Raw genomic sequence first — 16063 nt, forward strand, 5'->3', positions numbered from 1 at the left:
CACGCACCGGTCGAAGAGACAGGCCTAGCTGTGCCCCCAGAGCGGACGCTACCGAGGCGTGCCCGGGCTCGTTGGCCGTGCATGGGGATCAGACAGGAGTGAGGGTCGCGTGGTGTTGCGGGTGGTACCTGTCGCATCGGAGACGACCTGGTCGTTCCGCTGCCCGCTCCGCCATCCGCAACAACTGGACACCGCACGCTGGATCTCCTCGTTCACGTCTACCACCGGGGTCCGTGGTGGGAGCTGAATGTGTGGAAACCCCAGCTGGACACGCGCATCCCGCTGCGTGAGCACGAACCCAAGCGCCGCAACCTGATCTACTTCAGCCACCTGACTACGCCCTGGCTCCGCGATGCCGCCAAGTGGTGGCTGTCGCGCCAGTTGGAGCGTGGCGTCTACACCTGGAGCACCGCCTTCACCCGCCAGGTGAACCTCTCGTGGTTCCAGCGCTACCTCGACGCCGTGGGCTGCGACGGACCCCACCTCGTCGACGACCAGCGCCAGCTCGGGCGGTGGGTCCAGGGGTTCCGGCAGTGGCTGAACCGGCAGCGCTGCACGGGCGGAGCGAACAAAGGGGCGCTGCTCGGCCAGATCCAGCGCCGCGCGGCGATGACGGGGCTGGAGCAGCTCTACCGCTTCTTGTTCGAAGAACGCCAGGAAGGAGCCGAGGCCCTGAACGAACCAGGCTGGCAGCGCCTGGGTCCGCAGCACACCGTGCTGTTCCGCTACGGCGACAAGCCGACCGGTCCCAAGGCGCCGCCGCCTGATGCCGTCCTCAGCGACGCCGTGATCAGCCGGATCGCCGAGCACAGCACCCTGCTCGCTCAGCCCAAGGACAAGGACGGCTTCGACGACGAACAGCTGGTCCGCATTGTCGGTCTGCTGATCAAGACCGGCAGAGGAATCAGCGAGATCACCCTGCTCGACTTCGACCCGATCGTCGCCATCGCCTTCCCGGACCCGGACGGCCACGTCGCGCGGCTCCGCTACCAGCAGACGAAGATCATCACCGATGAGAACACCATCCTGATCGACCAGGAAACCCTCGATCTGGTTCGTGAGCAGCAGAAGTACGCGCGCGCCTTCATGGCCGACCAGAACCGGGCCGGCGTGGCCCCGAAGTACCTGTTCCTGGGCGAGCGGAACAACCGCATCGGCGACCATTGCTACCCCCTCGACCACAGCCCGTCCGCGCCTGACGGCGTTCACCGCCGCCATCGACCTGCGCGACGACCAGGGCCACCTGATCAAGATCTCCAAGACCCACACCTTCCGGCACACCAGGGCGACCAGCCTGCTCAATGCCGGCGTCCCCCTGCATGTGGCCATGCGCTACATGGGCCACAAGACCCCCACGATGTTCCTGCACTACGCCCGGACCCTGTCCGCGACAGCCGAGCGGGAGTTCCTGCGCTACCAGAAAGTCACTGCCGACGGCCGTCCCTACGACCGCGACCCGCGAGAGATGTTCGAAGCACTCGCCTTGGATCAGCGCACCGACCGGATCCTGCCCAACGGCTACTGCACCCTGCCGCCCCGCCAGTCCTGCGACAAGGGCAACGCCTGCCTGTCCTGCACGAAGTTCGTCACCGACGCCACCTTCGCCGACGTACTCCAACAGCAGCGTGAGCAGACCGCCGAGCTCATCGACCGGCGCCTGCAGGCCCCCACCCAGCGCTTCGGCCAGCCGACGACCGACGACAACATCTGGCTGCGCGGCCGCGGCGAAGAGATCGCCGCCCTGGACGGAGTACTGCTGGCGATCGAGCGCATCCGCCACAGAGACGGCACCACCACGGCCGTCCGGGGCGCCGGCGCCCCGCAACGACGGCTCCGCCAGGATCCCGCCGACGACACCCCGGAAGCCTCATGAGCCGCAGCGTCGAAGCCCTCGCCAAGGCCACCCAACAGCGCCGAAAGCACGCCGAGAGCGCCGTCGAGAAGGCGCTGAAACAGGCCCGCGCGTCGCAGCAGCCCGTGAGCGTCGCCTCCATCGCCCGGGCGGCGGGCGTGTCCACCGACTTCATCTACCGGCACCCAGCCCTCCGCCCGCAAGTCGAAGACCTCCGCCGGTCACGGCGCGCCCCTGTCAGCGGTGCCGTTCACGACCCCGACACCGAGGCCGCCGTCAGCACGCTGGTCCGCCGTCTCAGCCAGCAGCTGGCCACCGAACGCCGCAAACACCGTCAAGAGGTTGCCCAACTGCAAGGCGCTCTGGCCGCAGCGCACGGTGAACTACTCGCCCTCCGAAGGCAATTGGAGCGATGAGGCGGCCGCCCGCGGGCCATCGCAATCCTCAGTAGCCTGCCCGGCATGACGACGCTAGAAGATCTCACCGCTCGCCTCGATCGAGTCGAGGCCGAACTCGCACTGCACCGCCTGGCCCACGACTACTGCGTAGGCGCCGATCACCGCGACCGCGTCCGCTGGGAGACAATTTGGACAACGGACGCAGTATGGGAGACCGGCTCGGACCGCATATTCACCGGGATCGACGCCATACGCGCCGCGGTAGAGCAACAGTGGCAGACCTTCCCGATCATGCAGCACGCCACCGCCAACCAAACGGTCCAAATCCACGGTGACAGGGCGACAGGACGATCCGACGTCGTGGTTCTAGCCCAGCTTCCCGACCACCGCTGGAGCGTAGGAGGAGGCACCTACGTGGACGAATACCGTCGCGAGGAAGGTACTTGGCGCATAGCACGGCGCCGAGTGACACGTCCTTTCGACCTAGCGCCAATGGCGCCGAGTGACGGACCGCTTCACGTTGACGGTCCCGATGAGGCCCACGCATAAATGGCCGCCCGTCAGCGGCATGCCGCTGACGACCAGCCAGGGGAATCATTGCTTCAAAGTGCCGCGACGCCGGATAGGAGGTGGTCGTACTCGGCATCGCGCATGGAGCCCCGATAGCCGTACGAGGCCGCGTTCAGCGCCTTCTCCTTGCCGGTGACGGATGTGGAGGGCCGGATGCCGGAGGTGTAGCCGCCCTTGCGGCAGATCGTGGACTTCAGGTTCGCCTGCGTGACCGCCGGAGAGATCGCACCCGGCGTGCACGCCGGGTCCTCCAGCGGCTCCCCCTTCTCGTACCGGAAACGGCAGCTTCCGGCTGGAGGCTGTTTCTGGACGGTGTAGGTGGTCTGCGGGCCGGCTCCAACCGCGATCGCCCGGTCCGCGCCGCCGCCTGCGCCCGACGGTCTCGTGGCCGAAGTCCCGGTCGGCGACGCAGCAGATCCGCCCGTTGCGGCCGGGGTGCAGCCCGCCAGGAACACGGCGGCGAACAGCACGGATGACGCGGCGCGCTAGCTGGAGCGCATGACGACCCCTCACGAGCAGGAAATGGCTGGGCACATACTGCCCGGCCAGCGCATCAGCACACCGGCCGGGGCCCGCGCACTGCAGCACGGCACGATGCAGGGGGCGCCTCTACGTAGTCCAACGCCTGCATAGGTCCTCGAGTTCGGCGGCAATGGCGGAGGGCGTGGTCATGGCGGTCGGCACTCTCATGTCGTCGGCGAGGTGAGGGCGTTGTTGCGGATGGAGTGCAGGCGGTGGAGCAGCTTGTCGTCGCCGGTGCCGAAGGTGTCGTGGAGGCGGCGGTATTCGGCGTAGAGGGCGTCGTAGATCGCTGCGCGGTCGGGGTTGGGCAGATAGGCGGCGGTCTGTTTGCCGCCCATGGCGGCTGCGGCTGTCCGGACGTCGGGGTAGGCGCCGGCCGCGACGGCGGCGTGGATCGCCGCTCCCAGCGCGGGGGCCTGGTCGGACAGGGCGACGGAGACCGGGCGGGCGAGGACGTCCGCGTAGATCTGCATCAGGAGGCTGTTCTTCTTCAGGCCTCCGCTGACGATGAACTCGGTGACCGGTACGCCGCCTGCTTCGAAGGTTTCGGCGATGACGCGGGTACCGAAGGCGGTGGCTTCCAGCAGGCAGCGGTAGAGGTCCTCGGGCCGCGTGGCCAGGGTGAGTCCGGCGATGACGCCGGTGAGGTGGTGGTCGACGAGAACGGAGCGGTTGCCGTTCATCCAGTCGAGTGCCACAAGTCCGTGGGCGCCGACCGGATGGGCGGCGGCCTTGCGGGTCAGGAGCTGGTGGAGGTCCTCGCCGTGCTCGGCGGCTTCGGCCTCGTACTCGGGCGGGACGCCCAGGCGGGTGCACCAGGCGAAGATGTCTCCCACGGCGCTCTGGCCGGCCTCGTATCCGTAGGAGCCGGACACGATGCCGCCGTCGACGACGCCGCAGATGCCGGGCAGGTCCGGGGCGAGGGTGTCGGCGTTGAGGACGTGGCAGGTGGAGGTGCCCATGATGGCAAGCATCTGCCCCTGGTCGAGGGCCTGGGCGGCGGGTGCTGTCACGTGGGCGTCGACATTGCCGGCGGCGACGGCGATGCCGGCGGGCAGGCCGGTCCAGGCCGCGGCCTGCTCGGTCAGGGAGCCGGCCCGGGCCCCGAGCGGGATCAGGGGGTGTTCAAGGCGGGTTGCGGCGAAGTCGGCGAAGCCCGGGTGCAGCGCGGCGAGGAAGTCCTGGCTGGGGTAGGCGCCGTCCTGGTAGATGCCCTTGTAGCCGGCCGTGCAGGCGTTGCGGGTCTCCGATCCGCACAGCTGCCACACGATCCAGTCGGCGGCCTCGATCCAGCGGTCGGTGGCGGCGTAGACCTCGGATGCTTCTTCAAGGACCTGGAGCGCTTTGGCGTACTGCCATTCACTGGAGATCTTTCCGCCGTAGCGGTTGATCCACTTCTCTTCCCGGGCGTGGGCGAGGTCGTTGATGCGGTCGGCCTGTCCCTGGGCGGCGTGGTGCTTCCAGAGTTTGGGCCAGGCGTGAGGGCTGCCGCTCCAGCGGGATGTCATGGCCAGGGGGGTGCCGTCGGCCTCGACGGGCAGCACCGTGCAGGAGGTGAAGTCGGTGGCGATACCGATGACCTGCTCGGGGCGTACCCCGGCGGCGCTGAGGGCTGCGGGCACGGCGGTCTGGAGGACCTGTCGCCAGTCCCGGGGGTGCTGGAGCGCCCAGTCGGGCGGCAGCAGTTCGCCGGTGAGCGGCAGGCTGTGGTCGATAACGGCGTGCTGGTAGTCGTGGACGGCCGAGCCGAGTTCGGTGCCGTCGTCGACGGAGACGACGACGGCGCGCCCGGACAGGGTGCCGAAGTCGACGCCTACGGCGACCGGAGGGAGGTTGTCTGCGCTCACGATGTTGCCTTCGGTGCGGTGCCGGGGGGTGGGTCGGTGCGGATGGGGGGTGCCGGGCCAGGGCAGGAGGCCTTCGTCTCGGAGGTTCCAGGTTCCGTCGTCGGGGAAGCCCGGGGTGCTGACGCCGTGTCCGTCCCCGCCTGCGGCCATGAGGGAGACCGCGGTCATCAGGGCGCCGTTGGCCGGGAGGTAGAGCGGGAGCAGACTGCCGATCTGAGGGCAGTGCCCGATGGGCTGGTAGTGGTTCTTGCCGGTCTCCATCAGCCGGGCGTCCACGGCGAGGCCGGGGCGGCCCAGCCGAGTGGCGGTCATCGCCATAACGGGAAAGTCCCAGCCCCAGACACTGTTCCAGTCCTAGAAGATCAATTCCAAAGGGGTCAGTCCTGTTCGGTGATCAGGTAACGCCTGAGGTGGATGGTCTCAGCCGCTCCGATGGGGCGGTTCCCAGACTGAGCAGTCGTGTGCGAAGAGCACTCGTCGTGGGTCGAAGTCGCTGAGCCGCTCCAGCCATCGCTGATAGGTGGGAAGCGGCTGATCCAGACCTTGGAGAGCGGCGTGGCGAGCCAGGTGGTCCGATGCGAAATGGGATGCGAAGTCGTGTGCCTGACCAGCGAGAACCACGGTGCCATCGCTTTGCCGGACCACCAGCGACTGGTGCCCGTCGGTATGCCCGGGAGTTGGGATGATCCAGACGCCCGGCCAGACCTCGGCTTCGCCGGCGATCTCCTCGTAGGTCACGCCGCGGAAGTCGATGAGTTCCTCGATGGTGTGGCCGCCTTGGCGGGCGGTGGCCAACTCCACGGCCTGTACCAGGATTGGCTTGCCGCCCAGCAAGGGGTTCCCTCCGCAGTGGTCGAAGTGGAGGTGGCAGTTCACGACCAGGGAGACATCCGCGAGGGTGACTCCCGCGGCCGCGAGGGCGCCCTCCAGTGCCCTGCGCTGGGGTCGATAGTGGGCCTCGGTCTCGGGGTCGGCGGCACCGATACCGGTGTCGAAGAGGATCAGTCCTTCGTCACGCTGCACCAAATAGGCGAGTACGGGTTCAACTCGCGGCTGTGGGCCACCGGTCTCCGACGCAGGTCGGACGAAGTAGCCCAGGTCGAGCCGACGCACCGCGATGCTGCTGCCCATCCGGTCATCCTGGCAGGCCGCTGTGCCCGTTCCGGGGCTGTCCGCCAAAACTCGTGGTGGAGGCAGATAGTCAGACCCGAAGTCGAACCGGCGATCAGTTTCCCGGGTCAGTGATCGTACGAGGTAGCGATCGGAGCCGAGGAGGCGGCGGCCCGAGTGCACGCCTGGCCGCCCGGCTCCCCTCTGACCGATGTGCTCGGCGGCGAGTGGGTACAACAGGACCACGAGACCCGCGAGCAACCGCAGCAGATAATCCGGCTGACGCGCACCGAGCCAGGACTCCGCGCGTTCTGGCTGGCCGTGCACAACGAGGCGGAGTCGGGCTTCGTCCGCGCGCTGGCGGCACGGGCTGAGCTTTCGGAGGACGCACTCACCCCCCGGGTACAGGCAGCCGTACTCAACGGCGCGCTGCGGGTCGCCGCTGAGCAGTGGGCCTCGTCTGGCGGTCTCAACGGACCGACGTCACCCTCCCTCGCGGAGACAATCCGCCAAGCGCTGCGCGCAGCCCTGTCGGGGCTTCCGGAGTGACGTGACCGGCTCAGTCTGCGGCGCCCGGGGCAACGGACCGGCGGACGCGTCCCATCAACGAGAACGCAGGGTCCACGATTCGTTGGCCGAGACCGAAGGCACTGTCTCGTCGAGATCGCTTCAGTGACTGATAGCAAGCGGCCGCAGGCCCCTGCTCGTGCCCGGGCCGGGGCCTCACCGGTTCTGTCTGACGCCTGCAGGTGAACGCTCGTCGACTGCTCATCCGGGTGTCGACGTCGCGAAGGAGATCACCGCCGCATGTCGCGTTGTGGCGCTGTCTATACCCCGGTGCCGCCGAGCAGGGTTCCCCTCCGGGTGATCGTCGATCCAGGAGAGGCCGCTCATGTCCAGGCGCTGGCGGGTCCGGGTGACGGCCACGTCGGCGAGGCGGGCTCCGCCGTTTTCGATCGGGCCGGGAACGGGGCGTCCGCTGTCGTCCTGTTGGTCACTGTCCTTGAGCGGGGTGAAGTCGTCCGCGATTCTCACACGGGCCCATTCCCGTCCTTTGGCCTTGTGAGCGGTCGAGACGATCACCTCGGCCGACCGTTCGGGGACGAACTGGGCGACCGTCGGCCTCCTGACGGAAACGGTGACCCGCACGCCGCAGGCCCACTTGTATCAGGTCGAGCCGGATGGGGAAAACGGAGCCACGGAGCGAGCCCTGCCGTGCCGCTTGCTCCCTGAAGCGCAGTGATCCTCCTCAGCGCCTTCCAGCAGGCTACGGAAAGGCGAGGGGACGGGTAACCGGAGTCCGCCGAGTAGAGCCGCCGTCAGCGGGCAGTCGGTCGCCTTTTCGTCCACGCGTTGGTGCGGGGGCTTTTGCGGGGCAGGCGCCGGGTCATCATAGTGATGATCGCCCAGTTCAGATGGGCTTCGGAGTGCTGAGGCAGCCGCGTCGGGTAGCGGGGACGCATTGCTGCGTCCCCGCTACCCGACAACCCACCACGGCAGTACCAGCGAGGACGTGGACTTGCCCTCGCGGCATTGGGGTCGCCTCACCCGTCCGGGACACCGTCAGTAGGCACCGTGCCGACGCAGGGAGCGCGGGCGGCCGTCGGGATCGGCGATGACCCGGTAGAGCGGGTCGGTCAGGGCGCGCGTGATGCGGGACAGGCGCGGCGGGTGGTAGGTGCGCAGCCGTCCCGACGGTCGCGGACCGTGGCGGCCGTCGTCGTGCCACGCGTCCAGAGCGGCGGCCGAGTCGGCGTAGGCCGCAAAGGCGCGGCCCGGTTCGCAGAGTGCGGCCGCTTCCCCGTCCCCGTCGCGGTCAAGGTGTTCGAGATTCAACGACAACCGGAGCTCGCGCGCGAAGACGCGGGCGCCGTCGCCCAGGCCGCCGGGGTCCATCGGTTCACGGGAGTCACGGGTCTCGTCGAGGACAGCGCAGCTGAGTTCCGAATCGTGCGTCCAGGAGCGCCGGTTGACGTTGTCGGACCCGACCGAGGCCCAGACATCGTCGATGACACAGACCTTGGCATGGACGTACACGGGTGTCCCGGCGTGATTTTCCAGGCTGTAGACGGCCACCCGGTCGCCGCCGGCCCGTCGCAGGACTTCCAGGGCGCGGATCCGGCCCAGCAGGTTCATCGGTGTGCTGATCCGCCCCTCCTGGTCCGGCAGTGGCGGCAGGACGGCGATCATCCGCAGGCCCGGATGATCCGCGAGAGCCTGGGCGAATGGCCGGACGGCACTCTCCGACCACAAGTACTGGTCCTCTAGGTAGATCAGCCGGCGTGCCCGCCGCAGGGACTTCGTGTAGGCGCGGGCGATGCTGCGTTCACCGTCGGGAGCGAACGGATAGCCCCTGAGGCGGTTCGGGTAGGTGCGCAGGACCTGGACCGTGTGGGAACCGCGCGGGCCCGGGTCGGGTTGCTGCACCGGGAGCGGATCCGCCCGCGTGTCCTCGTCCCGGAGTGCCGCCCGCAGCCGGCTGCGCGGGCTGCGACTGAGCGGAGCCGGGTCCGTCCACCGCTCACGGAACGTGGCCTCGACATCGCCGACGGCGGGCCCGCGCACCGCCAGCTGGATGTCGTGCCAGGGCGGACGGGAACCGTAGGCGTCGGCGATGGGTTGCGCCAGCGGGTCACCCTGATGAGCAGCGTCGTCCCGACGGCTGTGGCACAGATCGATCCCGCCGACGAAGGCGACATCCCGCTCGGGCCGACCCGGGTGGCGCAGCACCACGAACTTTTGATGGTGCGAGCCGCCCGGCCGCACCCGCATGTCGAGCAGGCACTCGCCTCCCGCCTCCTCGATCTCCTCCCCCAGGTGGTAGTTCTCCTGTTCGCTGAACTGGAACCGATCCAGGTGCGAGCGCCACACCAGCCCCTTGACCACGACACCGCGGCGTGCGGCGTCGCACAACACATCGCCGATAGCGGTCTGCGGACCGTCCAGCAGCTCGTCAGGGTCACCCCGCCAGTCCGTGAACATCAACATGTCACCGGCCCGCTGCGCCCGCACGGCCGCGAGCAGCTCGGCGAAGTACACCGCCCCGTGTACCAGGGGGCGGACGTCGTTGCCCGTGGACCACGCCGCACCGTCGGCATGACGGCGGTCCACCCGCGACGCCGGATTCCCCCGCTGAGCGGAGGTGAGCAGCCAGTCGGCGCGTTCCACGTGACAGTCCTTCCAGTCGACGGCCCTTCCGGGATCTCCTGATAGATCCGTTACCCCCTGAGCGCGTCACCACGCGATTCCCTGCTGGCCGTCGCCGTCACCGCCGCCAGCGTCCACGACTCCGCCGCCGGCACCCAACTCCTCACCCATGTCGCCGCACGCCACCCCACCACCACCGAAGCCTGGGCCGACAACGGCTACAAGACCAAAGCCATCGAACACGCCGCCGAAATCGGCATCGACCTGGAAATCGTCCAGCGCGACCCCGCCGTCCGCGGTCGCAGGTGGTACGCGACCGTGCTCTTGCTGCGCAATCCCGCCGCCACACCAATCTCCGTGACGGTCGGACCCTCACCGCGGTCCTCGAGGGACCGGCGGATGATGTGCAGGATCTGCTCCTCCCGCTCGGTCAGGTGCGCAGGACGCCGGTTCACTGCGCACTCCAGGCCCGGACCCGATTGCGCAACTCCGCCCGCGCTCCCGGGCCCCTCCCTGGCTGCGACCAAAACGGGTGCCACCACAGCCGCGCCGACAACGTCTGCAGACGTCGGCGCAGCACCGTCTGCGCAACCGGACGGGGTGCGGCGAGGGCGGTGCCCCGATCACCCAGGGTGATCGGGGCACCGCCGCATTGCCGTCCGGGGAGCTACTCCGCCGCGCTACTCGAAGGAGAGGGTGCCCTGGCCGGGCTGGCTGAGGTAGTTCTGCCAGCCGGAGGAGAGCGGCTGGTTGGCGCCGAAACTGGTGCCGGAGCCGAGATGGGTGGCAATGGTTCCGTCGGTGCCCTGGATGACCAGGTCAGCCTTGCCGTCACCGTTGACGTCAGGGAAAGTCAGACGGCCCTGGCCGGGCTGACTGAGGTAGTTCTGCCAGCCGGAGGAAAGCGGCTGGTTGGCGCCAAAGCTGGTGCCGGAGCCGAGATGGGTGGCAATGGTTCCGTCGGTGCCCTGGATGACCAGGTCAGCCTTGCCGTCACCGTTGACATCGGGGAACGTCAGACGGCCCTGGCCGGGCTGACTGAGGTAGTTCTGCCAGCCGGAGGAAAGCGGCTGGTTGGCGCCGAAACTGGTGCCAGAGCCCAGGTGGGTGGCAATGGATCCGTCAGTGCCCTGGATGACCAGGTCAGCCTTGCCGTCACCGTTGACATCGGGGAACGTCAGACGGCCCTGGCCGGGCTGGCCGAGGTAGTTCTGCCAGCCGGAGGAAAGCGGCTGGTTGGCGCCGAAACTGGTGCCAGAGCCGTTGTTGAAGTGGACGCCGATGGTGCCGTCGGTGCCCTGGACCAGGAGATCCTTGTTGCCGTCGCCGTTGATGTCGGCGTAGTACAGGCGGCCCTGACCGGCGCCGCCCAGGAAGTTCTGCCAGCCCGCGCTGACCGTGGTGCTGGCACCGAAGCTCGTCCCCGAACCCGGACGGAGCCCGATCGTCCCGTCGGTGCTCAACACCATCAGATCGGCCTTGCCGTCACCCGTGACGTCCGCGTGATTGTCGGTGTCCTGGATGTTGTCGTAGCGGCGGGGGCTGAAGGTGCCGTGTCCGCTGTAGTAGGGGTAGGGGATGCTGTGGTGGACGGCGCCGCTGCTGCCGGACTCCTCCAGCGCGTCGTACGTGGAGTGATCGGAGCTGGTCCATCCGTTGAAGATGACCACATGGCCGCTGGCACCCGAGTCGGGGTTGAGGAGGACGTCACCCGGCTTGAGGGACTCCTTGGCTATGGAGGAGGTGTAGTCCAGCAGAGTGCCGGTGGTCTCGCCCCAGTTGTTCCCGCTGGAGGAGTCCAGGTGCCAGGCCATGGAGACGAAGCCGGAGCAGTCGGTGCGGTACTTGCCGTTGGCGTCGGTGCGGTAGCTGGTCATGCTGTACGGCACGCCTGCGTCGACCCACGACTGGGCCCGGGCAATGACGTCCGCCCTGCTGATGCTGCCCCCTGCCGAGGAATCCGCGGTCAAAGCGGCGAAGGCGCCGACCGGCCTGGGTGCGGCGGCCAACTGCGCCGCCGAGGCGGTCGTCGGGTTGGGCACGGTCGGGGTGAAGTGGGTCAGTAAGCCCGAGTTCGCCGTACTGGACGCGGCGGCGGACGGCGCCGGGGTGTCGGCGACGGCCTGCTCCAGCGTCACGGCGGTGACCGCGCCGACGACTGCGACGGACAGGGAGAGACGTTGGATCATGTTCATGACATTCTCCTGATGAGGTTTGTGGCGCAGAGGTTCTCCGGGTCCGGAGAACCAGGAGCTGAACGGTGAAGAGGGCGAGCGGGATCGCTGTCGCACGGGCGCGCCGATCTGGCGGCGCAGTTCGTGGGAGCCGGAGAGGGCGGCGACGCGGGCGCCTGCCTTCGTAGAGTGACGTCGGGCCGGGGTTCGGCTCGCGACTCCCGCTCTCATGGCTTCAGTTGGAGTACGTCCCATCCGACGGCGTGTCGGAGGCCGGTGGCGGGCCTTGCGCCTGAGGAGGAGGCTTGGCGGCCGGGGCCGGGGCCGGGGCCGGGGCCGGGATCAGCTTCGCCAGGAGGCGATGCCGTGCGATGCAACGTGGTGCGATGTGACGCGGGGACGTTCCAGCGCGTGCCCCGCGTCGCGAAGGTGAAGGGCAGCCAGCCGCCCTTGCCACCGGCCCGGCAGGTGGGAATGTCGACGCCGACCGGTGTGCCTGCGGGCGGTGCGCCCGTGAACCCCCGTGGTGGGCCTCGGCTCGCCGCCCCGGCCGGTCTTCCTGAGCCGGCCGGTGAGGTGTGGGCCGGGAGGGCGGGCAGGTTCAGCGAGCAGGCGACGGTAGCGGTCGAGTGAGTGGTCCTGGTCATGACGATCCCCCCGGACGGCCGCGCGGTGATTGACTCAAGAGCGGTGACTGTGGATCAGGGTCTTTCCGTCAGGCGGCCCTCCGGAGGGGCTCGTACTTACCGGAGCCCCTCCGGCAGAGCGCCATCCGGCCCGATCGCGCCGCAGACCGCACTGCAGACCGGGGCGCGCCTGCCCGGGGAGCGTCCGGCACCGAGTGTCCGGTATCGGCTAGCCCCTGGCCTTGGCCTGGGCGGCAGCGACGTAGCGCACGGTGAACAGCACCGGGACGACGAATCCGGCGGCCTGGACAAGTGTCGCCGCCGTGGAGTGGCCCTGGCCGGCGTGGGCGAGGGCCGCGAGGGCACCGGCCGTGACGGCGAAGGCGGCGGTCCATACGGTGGTGATGACCACATTGACCCGGACGAAGGGCTTGAGGCTCCAGACCTCGGGTGGGGTGGTGCGCTTGGCGATGCCCAGCGTGAACGGCTTGCCCGCGAGCAGTGAGGCCCCGGCGATGAGAGCCAGGGTCGCCGAGGAGAGCGCCGCCGAGTAGGCGTGTGCGACCGAATGGGGGTCCGCGAAGGCGACGACCGCCAGGACCGCGAAGAAGACGGCCGAGCCGGTTTCCATGATCAGCGCGTCGAACCCGACTCCCGTCCGCCGCTGCTGGGCAATCACCGCCACCGCCACCAGCAGACCGGCGAGCGCCCCCCACTGCCACTGGGCGGACGGGACGACCGCGAAGACGATCCATGGAAGGAAGGCGCGTATGTACGACATCGAAGACCCCCGGGCTACTGACGTTCCTGTTTTGACATGTCGAAACTAGAAGTTCCACCCTCGACATGTCAAGAGTGGAAGGTAAACTGAGGGCATGAGCCTTCGACACGCCCTCCTCGGACTCCTGTCAGAGCGACCCGCCAGCGGCTACGACCTGCTGAAGCGCTTCGAGACCTCTTTGGCCAACGCCTGGCCCGCCACGCAGAGCCAGATGTACACGGAGCTGTCCAAGCTCGCCGACAACGGCCTGATCAGCGTCTCGACCCAGGGCCCGCGTGGCCGTAAGGAGTACACCCTCACCGACGAGGGCCTGGCGGAACTGCGCCACTGGCTGACGGAGATCAAGCCCCAACGCCACACCCGCAGCGACATCCTGCTGCGGGTCTTCTTCCTCAACGTCATCACGCCCGACCAGGCGCGCAACTACCTCACCGAACTCATGGACCTGTCGGAGCAGGAACACGAGGACTTGCGTCGACTGGCCGACTCCATCGACTGGGGCGACGACCCGCTGTCGGTGAACGGCAAGATCGCCCTGGAGTACGGCCTCCGCTTCAACACAATGCGCCGCGAGTGGGCCGCGTGGGCGACCGACCAGATCCACTAGGGCATGTCGGTAGGTGACGGGCGTGTTCTCGGGCCGCCAGTTCCCGGTGCAGCCGGGTGACACTCATGCAGCCTTCGGCAAACCGTCGTTCCAGACAGGACTTGCAGAGGTCGAGCCGACTATGCCAGGGCCGGCCCTCGCGGCGGGTGCCCTGCTAGATCGCGTGTCGGAAGTGAATCGTGCGCATAGGGTTTCGGCATGCCACTGGGTCACATAGTCCTCTTGTCCGGTCGTACGATCCGGCTCACCGACCTACGGATGTCTTCGACCTACAGGGGGATGCTGGAGGGCTACCCGTGCAGGCGCATCAACGACCTGAAGGTCAGTTGGCTCCAGCGGCATGCCGAACGCGCGTTTTCCTCCACGCCGGTCCATCTCGTTCCACCCTCCCGCGAGTACCCGGACGAGACCGCCGGCGCCTTCGGTCCTGTTGAGGTGCTGCCTTCTGTCCGGGTCTGGACGGTGTGGTTGGGGTGGTGGGAGTTGGCGATGGTGAACTGCCTCAGCGGTCCGAAGTGCGCTTCGATCGGGTTCACCCACGAGGCGTAGGTCGAGGTGAAGCACAGCTCGACCTTGTGCTTCTTCGCCCAGCGACGGATGTCGGCGCCCTTGTGTGCGGACAGGTTGTCCATGATCACGTAGATCGGTGCGCCGTTGGGCCTGGCGGCTCGGATCGATTTCAGCGCGACCAGCGTGTTCACGGCTCCCTTCTTGCGCCGATTCACGCCCCACAGGCGGTCGTCGCCCACCGAGTAGCAGCCGTGGAAGTACCGGACTCCGTGGGTGCGGTGGTAGGTGGCCGGCAGCCGGTCGGGACGCCGCTGTTCGGCCCAGCCAGAGCCCGCGGTGGGCCGGATCCCCAGCGGGCCGAACTCATCGAAGGCGAAAACCCGGTCCGGGAAGCAGTCCAGGACATACTCGATACGGTCCAGCTTCGTCTCCCGTTCGGGGTCCGGGGACTCCTTCCAGGTCTTGGTGCGCTGGAAGGTGACGCCGCGGCGGGCGAGCAGGCACCGTAACGCCTCACGGCCGATGCGGATCACTCGGCCGTGGACCTTGCGCAGGTAGGCGACCAGCTTGCGCAGTGACCAGCGGGTGAACGGCTGGCCGAGCTTGACCGGGCGGGTGATGGCCGTCGCGATAACGAAGTCCTCGTCTTCATCGCTGAGTTGGCGGGGACGGCCTCCCGCCCACCGAGGGTCCAGGCAGGCCAGGCCCTTCTCATTGAACGCGTGGATCACGTCCCGGACGGTGTCCTCGTCGGCCTGCACTAGCTGGGCGATCAGGCGATAGCCCTCGGCTGTCGCGGGAAAGCTGCGACCGTCCAACGTGGCGCCAAGCACACTGATGACAGCTGCGGCGTGGATGTCCTTGTGAGTGTCCACGCCGAGCAGAACATCCTCGGCGTCCGCCGGGGCGTGACATGGGGCAGCGGACTGCGTGATGCTGGTCAAGGTCGCCTGTCTCCTGATCGCCTCGGGAACTGGTGGCCGTCGCCGGGCCAGGGGCGGTCAAGACTGTGACGGTGCCTGTCGCGAAGGCCCCTATCGGGGACACGTCCCCTGCCCGGCGGCAGCAAGTACCGCCCCGAGCAGTGGCCGACAGATCGACCGGGAAGGTCCGCTACGACTGTGAGGATGTTCGAGTGCCGCTTCGGGCGGTGGCCTGACTCGCGCTACGACTGGCCTGGTGCCTTGAGTTTGGCAGCATCTCGTCGATCAGCGGCTTGAACGGGTCCAGCCGCGTCGCCCACGACGGCAGCTTCTTCCGCGGCTCGGGCCGGGCCGACGACAAAGCCTTCTGCACAGTCAGGGATCCGACGGCGTACTTCCGCTGGACTGCACGGTTCGACAGGCCTTGACGCGAATCACGGCGGATCGCCGCGTACAGATCGACCTTGGACTTCGGCAGCACCCGGGCCCCTCATCGTGCAAAGCACAACCATGGTCCCGAAGCAAGCATCCAGGTGCTCTCAAAACTCGACGACATCACTCTCCCGGGGAAGACGGTGCTCTCGCCGCTGAGCAACGGGCGCTCTCGTAACTCACTAACGAATTGGTGCGTGATAGCGGGTGAGGCGTGTTTGGGCAGTTCGCGGCCGCTATCAGGTCACGGCGGTGCGGTCGGAGACGAGGCTGGCGATGGCTCGGTAGGTGTCGGGCAGGCGGTCGCGGCGATGGGTCCAGCGCATGAGTTGCTTCCAGCGTTTGTGGTCGGCCAGGGCGTGTTCAACGGTGATGCGGTCGGATGAGTGGCTGTGCCGCTCGCGTTCCCACTGTTCGACTCTGCCTGGTAGTGCTCCGGGCCGGGGCTTTCTGGGCGGGGTAAGTGCCTGGCCGGGATGGTCACGGCTCAGGCCGAGATGGCCGTCGTCGAGTAGGACTTCGACCAGGGCGTTCTTCTTTTTCTTCCGGTTCCTCCTCGTCCTC

16 protein-coding genes and 1 pseudogene are annotated in these 16063 nt (G+C 68.3%); 5 read left to right on the forward strand and 12 right to left on the reverse strand.

The genetic code is table 11. The features are described 5' to 3' along the window. Positions 1–48: 48 nt before the first annotated feature. Positions 49–1164, reverse strand: coding sequence for a hypothetical protein (locus OHT01_RS00285; RefSeq protein ID WP_328551047.1), 1116 nt, complete (start codon positions 1162–1164; stop codon positions 49–51). Here OHT01_RS00285 and OHT01_RS00290 point away from each other — a divergent pair. The 3 genes from OHT01_RS00290 (at position 1058) to OHT01_RS40080 (ending at position 2799) form a co-directional block, all read left to right on the forward strand. Then, positions 1058–1873 carry a tyrosine-type recombinase/integrase gene (locus OHT01_RS00290; RefSeq protein WP_328551048.1) on the forward strand — a complete coding sequence of 272 codons (816 nt, stop codon included), beginning with the start codon at positions 1058–1060 and terminating at the stop codon, positions 1871–1873. The two genes, OHT01_RS00285 and OHT01_RS00290, sit on opposite strands and share 107 nt — an antisense overlap. Next, positions 1870–2268: a DUF6262 family protein gene (locus OHT01_RS00295; RefSeq protein WP_328551049.1), complete on the forward strand. Its 399-nt coding sequence runs from the start codon at positions 1870–1872 to the stop codon at positions 2266–2268. Before OHT01_RS00290 ends, OHT01_RS00295 begins: the two co-directional genes overlap by 4 nt. Before the next feature lie 111 nt (positions 2269–2379). After that, complete coding sequence (locus OHT01_RS40080; protein ID WP_443043503.1) at positions 2380–2799, forward strand: nuclear transport factor 2 family protein; 420 nt, start codon at positions 2380–2382, stop codon at positions 2797–2799. 53 nt (positions 2800–2852) lie between these two features. Here OHT01_RS40080 and OHT01_RS00300 read toward each other — a convergent pair whose 3' ends face one another. From OHT01_RS00300 to OHT01_RS00310, 3 genes are all read right to left on the reverse strand, one after another. Then, positions 2853–3290, reverse strand: a complete 438-nt coding sequence (locus tag OHT01_RS00300; RefSeq protein ID WP_328551050.1) for a hypothetical protein — start codon at positions 3288–3290, stop codon at positions 2853–2855. 216 nt (positions 3291–3506) lie between these two features. Continuing rightward, complete coding sequence (locus tag OHT01_RS00305; protein ID WP_328551051.1) at positions 3507–5501, reverse strand: ribulokinase; 1995 nt, start codon at positions 5499–5501, stop codon at positions 3507–3509. Positions 5502–5609: 108 nt separating this feature from the next. Next, positions 5610–6320 carry an MBL fold metallo-hydrolase gene (locus tag OHT01_RS00310; RefSeq protein WP_328551052.1) on the reverse strand — a complete coding sequence of 237 codons (711 nt, stop codon included), beginning with the start codon at positions 6318–6320 and terminating at the stop codon, positions 5610–5612. A 156-nt stretch (positions 6321–6476) separates the two neighbouring features. On the opposite strand from OHT01_RS00310, the gene OHT01_RS00315 reads away from it, so the two are divergent. Then, positions 6477–6848: an acyl-CoA-like ligand-binding transcription factor gene (locus OHT01_RS00315; protein WP_328551053.1), complete on the forward strand. Its 372-nt coding sequence runs from the start codon at positions 6477–6479 to the stop codon at positions 6846–6848. 219 nt (positions 6849–7067) lie between these two features. Here OHT01_RS00315 and OHT01_RS00320 read toward each other — a convergent pair whose 3' ends face one another. The 5 genes from OHT01_RS00320 to OHT01_RS00345 all read right to left on the reverse strand — a co-directional run bounded on the left by OHT01_RS00320 (position 7068) and on the right by OHT01_RS00345 (position 13027). After that, positions 7068–7382, reverse strand: a complete 315-nt coding sequence (locus tag OHT01_RS00320; RefSeq protein WP_443043341.1) for a hypothetical protein — start codon at positions 7380–7382, stop codon at positions 7068–7070. Positions 7383–7862: 480 nt separating this feature from the next. Continuing rightward, entirely contained in the window at positions 7863–9467 is a 1605-nt protein-coding gene (locus tag OHT01_RS00325; protein WP_328551054.1) for a phospholipase D family protein, read from the reverse strand. 197 nt (positions 9468–9664) lie between these two features. Then, a complete protein-coding gene (locus OHT01_RS00335) occupies positions 9665–9988 on the reverse strand; it encodes a hypothetical protein (RefSeq protein WP_328551055.1) in 324 nt (107 codons plus the stop codon). A gap of 138 nt (positions 9989–10126) precedes the next feature. Beyond that, positions 10127–11641 carry an FG-GAP-like repeat-containing protein gene (locus tag OHT01_RS00340; protein WP_328551056.1) on the reverse strand — a complete coding sequence of 505 codons (1515 nt, stop codon included), beginning with the start codon at positions 11639–11641 and terminating at the stop codon, positions 10127–10129. Positions 11642–12475: 834 nt separating this feature from the next. Continuing rightward, positions 12476–13027, reverse strand: a complete 552-nt coding sequence (locus OHT01_RS00345; protein ID WP_328551057.1) for a hypothetical protein — start codon at positions 13025–13027, stop codon at positions 12476–12478. Between the two features lie 94 nt (positions 13028–13121). Here OHT01_RS00345 and OHT01_RS00350 point away from each other — a divergent pair, with 94 nt between their 5' ends. Continuing rightward, positions 13122–13634, forward strand: coding sequence for a PadR family transcriptional regulator (locus OHT01_RS00350; RefSeq protein ID WP_328551058.1), 513 nt, complete (start codon positions 13122–13124; stop codon positions 13632–13634). A gap of 290 nt (positions 13635–13924) precedes the next feature. Here the strand turns inward: OHT01_RS00350 and OHT01_RS00355 are convergent, their stop codons facing one another. The 3 genes and pseudogenes from OHT01_RS00355 to OHT01_RS00365 all read right to left on the reverse strand — a co-directional run. Further along, the gene (locus OHT01_RS00355; RefSeq protein ID WP_443043342.1) at positions 13925–15088 is read right to left on the reverse strand and encodes an IS630 family transposase; all 1164 of its coding nucleotides are present in this window, start codon (positions 15086–15088) and stop codon (positions 13925–13927) included. Positions 15089–15257: 169 nt separating this feature from the next. After that, positions 15258–15548, reverse strand: a complete 291-nt coding sequence (locus tag OHT01_RS00360) for a hypothetical protein (protein WP_328551059.1) — start codon at positions 15546–15548, stop codon at positions 15258–15260. A gap of 190 nt (positions 15549–15738) precedes the next feature. After that, a pseudogene (locus OHT01_RS00365) lies at positions 15739–16023 on the reverse strand (transposase); the annotation flags it as partial. Between the last annotated feature and the right edge of the window lie 40 nt (positions 16024–16063).

The sequence above is a fragment of the Streptomyces sp. NBC_00358 genome, from assembly GCF_036099295.1.
In the GTDB taxonomy this organism is placed as follows: Bacteria; Actinomycetota; Actinomycetes; order Streptomycetales; family Streptomycetaceae; genus Streptomyces.

Excerpts from the sequence above, each read along its gene's own strand:
- OHT01_RS00285 (WP_328551047.1), bottom strand. The coding sequence starts at position 1,164 with ATGGTCGCCGATGCGGTTGTTCCGCTCGCCCAGGAACAGGTACTTCGG.
- OHT01_RS00295 (WP_328551049.1), top strand. The coding sequence starts at position 1,870 with ATGAGCCGCAGCGTCGAAGCCCTCGCCAAGGCCACCCAACAGCGCCGA.
- OHT01_RS00305 (WP_328551051.1), bottom strand. The coding sequence starts at position 5,501 with ATGACCGCCACTCGGCTGGGCCGCCCCGGCCTCGCCGTGGACGCCCGG.
- OHT01_RS00310 (WP_328551052.1), bottom strand. The coding sequence starts at position 6,320 with ATGGGCAGCAGCATCGCGGTGCGTCGGCTCGACCTGGGCTACTTCGTC.
- OHT01_RS00340 (WP_328551056.1), bottom strand. The coding sequence starts at position 11,641 with ATGAACATGATCCAACGTCTCTCCCTGTCCGTCGCAGTCGTCGGCGCG.
- OHT01_RS00345 (WP_328551057.1), bottom strand. The coding sequence starts at position 13,027 with ATGTCGTACATACGCGCCTTCCTTCCATGGATCGTCTTCGCGGTCGTC.
- OHT01_RS00350 (WP_328551058.1), top strand. The coding sequence starts at position 13,122 with ATGAGCCTTCGACACGCCCTCCTCGGACTCCTGTCAGAGCGACCCGCC.